The sequence below is a fragment of the Verrucomicrobiota bacterium genome (assembly GCA_037139415.1).
Taxonomy (GTDB): Bacteria; Verrucomicrobiota; Verrucomicrobiia; order Limisphaerales; family Fontisphaeraceae; genus JBAXGN01.
The window spans coordinates 21,394-31,777 of the sequence record JBAXGN010000087.1; the positions used below are offsets into that span (position 1 = coordinate 21,394).

The window sequence follows — 10,384 nt, forward strand, 5'->3', positions numbered from 1 at the left end:
TTTGCATAACCCTCAGATCGTCGGGGCACACTGGTTCCATTACGCCGACTTTGCCTTTACCGGCATCGCCCTCAAGGCAAATTATCAGCAAGGGTTTGTGGATATTTGCGATAACCCTTATCCCGAGCTGACCGCTGCCGCTAGAAAGATCAGCTATCCGATGTATAAAATAAGAGCAAAAGAATAGAGCGGGTCTGGAATCGCTTTGGCACTTTTGAGCGACTGGGAACATACACCGTCTCCGCCGCTTCGAGCTTGTCGAACGCAAGATTGCCGACTATGCCGACGGCCCATGTTCCGCAGCAGCATCGCGGGTCTAAAAAAACGGAATGCGAATGCATCAAATCACGCGGTAGCGTTGGAGAAACTCTTCCATCTTTGGCGCATCAGATTCCTGCCCGTAGAGATTGATGGTGATGCCTTTGCCTGTGCCGAGTTTCTGCATGAGGCGGTCAATTTCCTCGATCTGTGGCACCTCGCAACAACTGGAAAGCTGCACCAGTTTGCCCGCGTCGCGGATGCGGCGGATGACGTGGGCCCATTCGTCCCAGGGACGGGTTTCCCCTGCGCCCGGTACCCACTGAATGCCTTTAAGCTCTTTTAAAGACAACAGGGAATCCAGATGCCGCAGTGCGCCTGGCCCGTCCAAATGGTAGAAGGTATTGGAAGTGTCTTGACAAAATGACTCCAGCGAAGGCTGGGCGAAAGTCTTAAACATCGCGGGACCAAACGAACCGCACACATCACAAACGAGAATTTGGTAAGGTTTTTCCGAAAAAATGTGCGCCCAACAACTGTAACCGGGATTGTAACGGCTGAGATAACCCTGAGCCAAATGATAGTAATGCCACGACATCGCCTCGACTTCGGCATTAACACGCTTGATTTCGTCCGGTTCGTCTGCCAGCGCGAAAAGCAATTCTTCCGCCCCGATGAGCATGGAGACGGAGTCGAGTAATCCTCCAGTACAATAACCTATCTGGACCTTGCCTTGCCAATACTCGCTAGCTGCTTTGCAAAATGTCTCGTAACGTTGATGCCAAGGGTTGTGGGCATCCACACGATAATGCAATTGGCTGATAGTCTTGCCGGGTAAGCGGTGAATCCAAGTAGTCCCCTCAGCGGGTGCGGGGGTTAGCTCTCCCCCTGCCAGGGCGGAGATAAAACTTGCCCCAAAATCAGCCCATATCGCCGGATAGGCATCGCCCAAAAAACGTTGGTGCTGCAGATGCCAATCCCATGTTTCGAGAATCTGCCCCATCGGCACCTCGCATGGGTACTGGGCAAGGATTCCATGGTAGGGCAGTCCAGTCGAAGGACAGGTATCGTACGGCAACTGAATTCGCGCTGCGATCAGGGGACGGTCAAGTTGGCCAGCCCACCATTGGTTGGTGTGGTGTATTAAGCGTTTCCAGCCGCCTTCGCCGTATGTGTTGATGGAAGTCCAAATTTTATTGTTCATTATCTTGGAGTTTGTGACGGGTGTCCTGCGAAAATCGGAGGTGGGTGGGGGAACCAGGGCAGGGTTACGGGAATTGGATTACAAACTCGTTCATGCCCCCCTTGGTTAGATGGATTTTGGATTGGAGGGTATTACCACCGTGATTCGCGATGAGTTGGTAATCGCCGTAGAATCCCTGAATTTTAAGCGAAGTCTTAGGCCCGGAGTTTTGTTGGATTTTGGTCCACCATTCGTTTCGGATGAGATTGTAGAGCACTTCAAAAGCGGGTTTGCGGGAGAGATCCTCGCGGAGAAGTCCAGGAAGCCACTTGTTCTCGCTGGGCACGGCGGTGCCATCCACGAGATTCCACCAGTTGATCATTTCCACATTCGGATGGCTGAACCACAGGCGATACACATTTCGTACTGTTTCTGCCTGGTTTTTCTCACCTTCTGCGCCCGCCGGAAGTCCGGGGACGGTAACCTGGGTGAATTGAATGGGCAACCGGAAATCGGCGTATTGGTCCAACAGCCTGAACATTTCCAGCGGGCGAAGCTCGGTGCTGTATTGTTGCAACGGCAGGAAATGGGTTTGAAACGAAAGCCCGACCGCATCCAGCCGCGCATTCCGCAGGAGCAGGTTGTGGATCATCAGGTAATAGGGACTGCTGTCCAGATGGAAGTCTTTCAAACATAACTGGGCATCGCCGATGTCCAACTTCGCATCTCTCGGGAAGATCCGGGCGGCTTCCTGCATCGCCGTATAAACATAGTCTTTGGGCAGCGGCACCTCGGGCGGACGATACAGCGCCTCGTCCACCACGTCCCAGTATTTAATATCTTTGCCATAGCGCGCGGCGATTTGCTCGAAGCGCTGGATCATCAGCCGTTTAACCTCGTCTTGATTGTCGGGCAGCCAGTTCGGTAACCACTGATGCCAAATCAACAGATGCCCTTTGGGAGTGATGCCATGGCTCTGACAGAATTCGAGACAACGGTCAGGCGGTGGGCGGCGGTAAACGCGCGGACTGTCCTTGGCGAAGCGTAGTTTCCCCGGTTCCGGTTCCAAGTCGCGCCAGAAGAAGGGCAGGACGGCTAGGTTAAAGACCGAGCAGAAAGCCTCTTCGTGACGCTGGTTCAACTCCGCTGAGGGGAAACCATCCAACATGAACAGATTGCAGCCAAACAGAAACTCATGCCGCGTCTGTTCCAGTTTAATTTCGACGTGATTCAGCGCGTTGCTCTGCGCATCTACAAACCGTATAGTGGCGAACCCCATGCGGTTGAGCTGGATGCCCGCGTTGATCCGTTGTTCGACTTGCGGGTCCTGCCAGAGGTTTCCGTACTGCGGATCGCGTTTGACAATGGGGGACTTATCTTGCGCTTGGGCAGTGCTCATTATAGTCAAGCTTCCAAGCAACAAGGTGGTTCGGAGTATAATTTGTGTTCCGCTCATTAATTTCATTTTTATGTTTGCACACAATACCAAACCGTCGCTCGGTCGTGGTAGAAAAGATTTACAATATACGAGCTATGCGTTATACTTTTTGCAGTTCGATCATTTTTAATAAATAGTTGTTATTTGGACTGCCATTGTATGGAAACCAAACGCCGAGTCGCCTTGCTCATGGGAACCTCTCTGGCTTATCATCGGGAGTTGACACAGGGCATTGCCCAATTCAATCGCGAGCACAGCCACTGGGTCATCCGATTCGAGGGATTGCGCATGGTGGACCCACCGCCCAAATGGCTGCGGAATTGGAAAGGCGATGGCATTCTGGTTTATGTTGCCAATTGGCGGATGGCCAAAGTCGTGGGGCAAGCGGGTGTGCCTGCCATTGCCTTCCGTTGGGCGGTGGCCACCCCTGGAATCCCAGCCATCAGCACCGACCATTACGCCGTGGCGGCGATGGCGGCGGAGCATTTGCGGGAGCGTGGGTTTCGATATTTTGCGGCCTGCGCCCTGCCGCGCGGCCAGCACCCGCCCCTGGATCAGCGCGTAGATGCATTTGTGGCAGCCATCCAAGGCTACGGCTTTTGCTGCGAGGTGTTTGAGACGGAACCCAACCGCACCTGGGAGCAGGAACAACAACAGATCGCCGGCTGGCTCAAGTCCCTTCCGAAACCGGTCGGCGTGATGGGCTGCAATGACGAACGCGGCGTCCAACTTTTAAATGCGTGCCGCCAAGCGGGGCTGGACGTGCCCGACCAGGTTGCCGTTCTTGGCGTCGGCAATGACGATTGTCTTTGCAGCTTGGCTCATCCGCCACTCAGCAGCATTGACCTGGCACCGCACCGGATTGGCTACGAGGCCGCCGCGCTTTTGGAACGCATGATGGCCGGCGAACGCGTGCCGCCTGAGGAGATTCTGATCCCTCCTCGCGCCGTCGTCACCCGGCTCTCGACCGATGTCTTGGCGACGGACGACAAGGTTGTGGCGCGTGTGGTGGCGTTTATTCGTGATCACGCCTGCGAGGGCATACATCTTAGCGACGTGCTCGCAAACGTCAACATGACCCGATGGATGCTGGAGCCGAGGGTCAAACGCGTGCTGGGCCGGACCATGTATCAGGAAATCCAGCGCGTGCAGATGGAGCAGGTAAAACACCTCCTCACGCAAACCGACCTGCCGATCAAGCAGATCGCCGCGCAAACGGGCTTCCACTACGTGCCGTATCTAACCCGCGCCTTTGGCCGGATTGTCAGCCAGACTCCCGCGCAATACCGCAAGCAGCTGCGAAGGCAGGCAGGACCAAACAACAACTCCCAGGTTGCCCATAATAGCCCAACGCGATTGGATTCTATTCGCATGCAACCGTGACTAGAAAAACAACGCTATCTGGCAAGCAATACAAGCAGGTTGGCAACTGGTTCATTCGCTCACTGCTTTGTCCGGGGATGCTGAAGCAGACGGTCGCCTTTCAGTTCTCGGTATCTGGGATCTTCCCATTCGAGAAAAGCGCTTGCCAAATTTTGTACCCTTACGCACACTTTCCCCATGAAAATGATTCAATTGAAAGCCACTTATACTGGATTGCTTCTTTGCCTCTGCGGCAGTTTTCTGCTGCGCGCCGATGTCCGATTGCCAGCCATCTTCTCCGACCACTTGGTCCTCCAGCAAGGCAAGGCGGTGGCGGTTTGGGGCTGGGCCGATCCTGGCGAACAGGTCAACGTGCAGTTCGGTCTGCACTCCGCGAAAACCAAAGCGGACAACCAAGGCGCATGGAAGGTGGAACTTGAGAAGTTGCCGGCTAGCGCCACGCCCGCAGAATTGAAGGTGACGGGTAAAAACGAAATAGTGATCAAGGATGTATTGGTGGGCGAAGTGTGGGTCTGCTCCGGCCAATCCAATATGGGCATGACCGTGGACCGATGCCTGAACGCGCAAGAAGAAATCGCGAAATCCGCCAACCCTCAAATCCGGATGTTCCGGGTGCCTTTGACGGTCGCGGACGAGCCGCAGAAAGATCTGGTGAAGCGCGATGCCCAGTCGGTTTGGCTGGAGGCCGATCCCAAGCACACGGGGGCCTTTACGGCGGCAGGCTATTTTATGGGGCGCGAATTACAAAAGGAACTCAAAGTGCCCATCGGGTTGATCAACACATCGTGGGGCGGAACTCGCGCTGAGGCCTGGACCAGCAAGCCCGCGCTTGAAGCCGTGCCGTGCTGCCGTCCGATCCTTTCGGGCTGGGAGACATTTTTGAAAACTTACGATGTCGACAAGGATCGAGCACAGTATGACGCTGCAACTAAGTCGCTCAATGCCAAGATTCAGAAGATCAAAGCCGATAACGCCAAGCCTGGAGCCAAACAGCAGGTGTTGCCGCGAGCTCCGCGTCCTTGGGAAAACCGGCTGACCTCGCAACACCGCCCGTCCGTGTTGTTCAATGCTATGATCGCCCCGATTGTTCCCTACACCGCCCGGGGCGCCATCTGGTATCAAGGCGAATCCAACCAGGGCCGCGCCGAGCAATATCTGACGCTCCTGCCCACGCTGATCAACGACTGGCGCAAACAGTGGAATGACCAGTTTAGTTTCTACATTGTCCAACTCGCCAGTTACGGCAACGGGAAGGTACAGCCGCAACCCATCGGCACCAACGACACTTGGGCCGAACTGCAGTGGACCGAACTCCAAACCGCCCTCAACGTGCCCCAGTGCGGTCTGGCCGTGGCTAATGACGTCGGCGAGGAAAAGGACATCCATCCCAGGAACAAGCAGGAGGTCGGTCGGCGTTTGGCGTTGCAGGCGCTCGCCCAGGATTACGGACGTACCAGCCTCGTCAAAGACGGGCCAATTTACGCCTCCGCGAAATTCACCGACGGCAAATGCACTATCTCCTTCAAGAATGCGAAAGACGGTTTGAAGTCACGCGATGGCGGGGAGCTTAAGGGCTTTATTATTGCGGGCGCCGACCAGGCGTGGAAGCCGGCCCAGGCGAAGATTGTCGGCGATCAAATCCAAGTGTGGAATGATGAGATCGCCAAGCCCGTCGCGGTGCGGTACTATTGGACGAGTTGGAATCCCGAGGCCAACCTGGTGAACCATGACGGCCTGCCCGCCAGTCTTTTCCGGACGGACGACTGGGAGCTTTCCACCAAAGGTGAGCAAGATCCTTTCCCCATTGCTGCGGCGAAAGCGGCCGCCGCCGCGACGAGCAAAAAGAAGTAGGTGGAGCTTTGGCGTCACGGGGGGCCGATAACCGTCAAAAACGCAATTTCCTATCAGTGAAAAAAATAATCCTCACCATACTTGTGTTCGGCCGCCTTGCCGTAATCGCAGCCGAGACGGTATCCGCCCCCACCGCTGATGGCTACCGGGGCATCTGGTTCACGCTGGGCCAGTTTTCCAAATACGGCGACAAATACTCCGGCGGCCTGGGGACCTATACCGCCGATCATCAACCGATGGCGGTGTATGCGCCGCGGGTGGACAAGACCTTCTTTACCTACGGCGGCACGATTCCGGGCCAGCGGCATCTACTGATCATGGTATCCTGCTTTGACCACAAGACCGGCACCGTGCCGCGTCCGGTGATTGTCTGTGACAAAATGGGCGTGGATGACCCCCACGATGATGCCAGCATCAACATAGATGACCAGGGCTACATCTGGGTCTTTATCAGCGGTCGCAACGTGGTTCGCCTCGGCTTGAAATACCGCAGCCGGGAGCCCTTCAGCATTGCCGCGTTTGACCGGGTTGAAGAAAAAGTGATGACTTATCCGCAAGCATGGTATCTCCCGGGGCAGGGCTGGTTCCACTTTTTCACCAAGTATGCTCCGGTGAGCCGGCCTGGCTTTTGGGCGCGTGAGCTTTACTGGCAGACCAGCGCCGACGGCAAGGCGTGGACGGTCGATCAAAAACTGGCCGGTTTCGGCGGTCATTATTCGAGCAGTGGCGTCTGTGGAAATAAGATCGCCAGCTTCTTCAATTATCATCCGAATGGCGACAATGACAAGCGCTCGAACCTTTATTATGTCCAGACGGAGGACTTCGGCAAGACGTGGACCACCGTGGACGGCCGGCCACTTGAGCTTCCGTTGCACGCGGCGAGTAATCCCGCGCTCGTCTTCGACTTCCAGAAGCAGGGGAAGCTTATGTATAATTGCGACCTCAACTTTGATCGCGCCGGTCGTCCGTTGCTGATCTATGTGACCAGCCGCTGGCATCAACCGGGCCCGGAAGGCAATCCCCGCGAGCTCTGTCTTTCGCGCTGGGACGGCAAGGCCTGGCAGACCAGCGTAATCTCCCAGGTGGGTCACAACTATGCCATGGGCAGCTTGTGGGTTGACGGCGACGAGTGGAAGGTGATTGTCCCGACCCAGACTGGGCCGCAGCGGTGGGGTGCCGGCGGCGAAATGTGCCTCTGGAGCAGCAGGAATCAAGGACAGACGTGGACGATGACCAGGCAGATGACCCACGATAGCCCGAGGAACCACAACTATGCGCGCCGCCCGCTCAATGCCCGCGATCCGTTCTTTGTCTTCTGGGCCGACGGTGATGCAGACAAGTTCTCGGAATCGCACCTGTATTTTGGCGATGCCAGCGGCCAACACGTCTGGCAGTTGCCGTATGACATGAGCAATTCCACCGCCAAGCCGGTGCGGTTTTAATCGAATGAAAAAGAAAAGCATGCTCCCCTCAATTCTATCAAAATGCTGTTGGTTCTTCATGACGTTTGTCTGGTCGGGAATGCTCTTTGCCGGGGTTACGATCTATCCGGCTCCTGGTGATCTTGACGCGGTGCAACACCTGAAGCCAAGCACGGATTATACCCTCACCGTCAACGGCAAATCCTGTTTTGTTTACGAGTCGGAAAATTACTGGGTGTATCCGAAAGGGGGCGGGCGCAGGCCACAAACCAAAGTGGCCTTTACTTCGTTTGCCCTTGGCGGCGAGAAGGTCGTGGTTGGAGTGACGTGCAATTTCGCGGTCAAAACGGTTACCATCAGACCCTTGAGCGCGGGTGTTATTCCTAGCATAAGCGGTAATACGATTACCTTTGCGCTCAGCACACCCAAAAAAATTAGCGTCGAGGTCAATGATCAGAAAAAGCCTCTATTAATTGTCGCTGAATCTCCGGATGTGCCCGATACGGCAGCCACCTATTATTACGGCCCGGGAGTTCACAAAATCGGAACTAAAAAAGAAATTAAAGCCGGGGAAAGGGTTTATATCGCTGGCGGCGCGGTGGTCGAAGGCACCTTCCATTGTTCCGGGGAGAATATCAAAATCCGTGGACGCGGGATCTTGAGCGCTGGACACATTACGTGGGATGCCTGGCGGGCGGATTCACATCTTTGCATGTTTGATTATCCGAAGTGGTTGCCGAAAGACCAGGAATTTGAAGGGCTGTTTTTGCTGAATAGTCCCGGTTGGTATTGTCGCGCGGAGCTGGTCAATTCCACGGTTAAAAACGTTAAATTTATTGCCTGGGCAGGCAATTCGGACGCGCTGCACCTGGGCGGGAATTCGTTGATGGAAGATTGTCTGTGCTTCATTAACGATGATTGCCTGATCGGCAATAACGGGAGCAACAATACCTGGCGAAACTGTGTGGTTTGGAAGGGAAACTGGGGCCGACCGATAATTTCTCTTTTGGCAAACCGGGGCACGATTCAGGGTTTTCTTTGGGAAGATATTGATATCATCGGCTTTGATTGGAAAGAGCCGGTCATCAAGCTCACGCAAAACGCAACGCAGGGCAATGGCGGGACAATGGAGAATTATGTGATCCGCAATATCCGGGTTGAAAGTCCCCGCATTTGTCCGTTGATTGATATCAAGGCGAATAACTTTACGATAAAAAATATTTTATTGGAAAAGATCACCACTTCAACCACCGTCGCGGAGGAAGGGAAGATAACGGCCTCTGGAACCGGCAGCGTGGCGGGGGTTGAATTCCGCAATCTGCGGCTGGACAGTGAGTGGATCACCAATTTTGGCACTGCAAAAATCAGCACGAATGGCGCAGTATCCGGCGTCACCTTTACCACCAGCCCGCCTCGCAGGAACTGATAGGAGTTTGTGTTTTTTAGTCATCGCACTCCCTCCTGCCGGACTGGCCGCGAGGCGTTAATCGGAATCAGAATTCGGCGGACGCCTGTTTGGTTGGTGATGCAGCGAGGAATTATTCCGTCAAAGTCGCCGCCGTCATTAAGAGTCACTGGCGGGCGTTTTCATTCGTTTTCTTTTACTTGACGATGCGCGGGTGAGCGCCCCCTTTTGTCAATCAACTGGTAGCGAGTAATACGCGCATTCCGCGAAAAAGAAGAAGGACATATTGAGCCGGCTCCAGTCATAGTGACGGAAAGCAGTTTCCATGGTTGGCCGAAAACGCATGATGATCTCCCGATCCCCCGAAAGCGCAATCATTAGCGCGCTGGCCAGCGAAATTTGCACATACTTATGTTCATAAGTGCGTCGCGGCCCTGACATCGGACGCTGCACTTTGTCGAGACGTTCGGTGTCTTCTGCCGTTTTTTGTTCCTGCCACAAAGAATTGAGTCGCGACCGCCATTCATGTAGCGGGAAGCTGTTGTCGGACTGATTGTCAAATTCATGAAACGTGTCCAGTGTTTTGGCTGCTTGAATTGCTCCCGCAGTCAACCCCTGCTGGTAAAGCAGCCGGTTTGCCGCGTTGGTCTCGGTGTCCGCTAATTCCCGGAGTGATGCCTGCGCTCCGATAAAAATCCATAATGGTCCACCCGTATCAAGTCCCTTCATCCGAGGAATGTCTGCGGGATAGCCCTCGGCGCAAATTTCGATGGCGGACTTGTTGCCACCTTTGGGCGGAGTGCGCACGGCTGTCTCATAGGCAGCCTGCCAGTGTGGTTCACCAGAAACGAGAGCCACGGACCGCAGGATGAATAGATGGCGCACGGTGCTGCGAAAGTCGGGAGCAAGTCTGAGGGTTCCCCGGTTCTGGCCTTTGAAAATACCATCGCAGGGGCAACTCCAGCGGTTGGCTTCCATCGCCACCGCCACGTCGGTCATACGCCGGATGATGCGCGCCTTTTCGGTAACATCGGGAATGCCGCTGCGGACATAGGCAAACAGGCCGTAAAACCAAGGATGCGTCTGGTCGTCAGAACCGGCCGGATAATGGCAGCGACCGTCGGTTCCCAGCCCCCGCGCGATGAACCCGGGGACATCCGAAACTTCTGAAAGTAGCATAAGTCCCGTAGCCACTTGCCTGGCCTCTTCCCTTGCCTTGGCCTCGCCGGTTCGCTGCCAACGTTTGCAGAGTGTCGGCAGATAGAGGCCGCTGAACATGCCGCAATTTGCGAACGGCGTGTTCCAGGAAAAGGCATTGGGTTTCCCCTGTGCGCATTCTTCAGGAGTCGGCAAAAGCACTTTCCCATTAATCGGCGCGAAATCAAAGAGCAGCCCCTTGGGATCCATGAAACGTTTCCAGATTTCCTGGTGGGCCGCTTCAATGC

General features: G+C 55.0%; 8 protein-coding genes. 5 read left to right on the forward strand and 3 right to left on the reverse strand.

The window, feature by feature from the left end; genetic code table 11:
• Position 1: 1 nt before the first annotated feature.
• A complete protein-coding gene (locus WCO56_15980; protein ID MEI7731076.1) occupies positions 2–187 on the forward strand; it encodes a hypothetical protein in 186 nt (61 codons plus the stop codon).
• Positions 188–340: 153 nt separating this feature from the next.
• Here the strand turns inward: WCO56_15980 and WCO56_15985 are convergent, their stop codons facing one another.
• Complete coding sequence (locus tag WCO56_15985; GenBank protein MEI7731077.1) at positions 341–1,462, reverse strand: hypothetical protein; 1,122 nt, start codon at positions 1,460–1,462, stop codon at positions 341–343.
• A gap of 64 nt (positions 1,463–1,526) precedes the next feature.
• Complete coding sequence (locus WCO56_15990; GenBank protein MEI7731078.1) at positions 1,527–2,840, reverse strand: endo-1,4-beta-xylanase; 1,314 nt, start codon at positions 2,838–2,840, stop codon at positions 1,527–1,529.
• A gap of 198 nt (positions 2,841–3,038) precedes the next feature.
• Between WCO56_15990 and WCO56_15995 the strand changes: the two genes are divergently transcribed.
• The 4 genes from WCO56_15995 to WCO56_16010 all read left to right on the forward strand — a co-directional run bounded on the left by WCO56_15995 (position 3,039) and on the right by WCO56_16010 (position 8,960).
• Complete coding sequence (locus tag WCO56_15995) at positions 3,039–4,262, forward strand: DNA-binding transcriptional regulator (GenBank protein ID MEI7731079.1); 1,224 nt, start codon at positions 3,039–3,041, stop codon at positions 4,260–4,262.
• 177 nt (positions 4,263–4,439) lie between these two features.
• Positions 4,440–6,113, forward strand: coding sequence for a sialate O-acetylesterase (locus tag WCO56_16000; protein ID MEI7731080.1), 1,674 nt, complete (start codon positions 4,440–4,442; stop codon positions 6,111–6,113).
• Between the two features lie 56 nt (positions 6,114–6,169).
• The gene (locus WCO56_16005; protein MEI7731081.1) at positions 6,170–7,555 is read left to right on the forward strand and encodes a BNR-4 repeat-containing protein; all 1,386 of its coding nucleotides are present in this window, start codon (positions 6,170–6,172) and stop codon (positions 7,553–7,555) included.
• A 19-nt stretch (positions 7,556–7,574) separates the two neighbouring features.
• The gene (locus WCO56_16010; protein ID MEI7731082.1) at positions 7,575–8,960 is read left to right on the forward strand and encodes a hypothetical protein; all 1,386 of its coding nucleotides are present in this window, start codon (positions 7,575–7,577) and stop codon (positions 8,958–8,960) included.
• Between the two features lie 210 nt (positions 8,961–9,170).
• Here the strand turns inward: WCO56_16010 and WCO56_16015 are convergent.
• A partial coding sequence (locus WCO56_16015) for a hypothetical protein (GenBank protein ID MEI7731083.1) occupies positions 9,171–10,384 on the reverse strand: 1,214 nt, incomplete at its 5' end.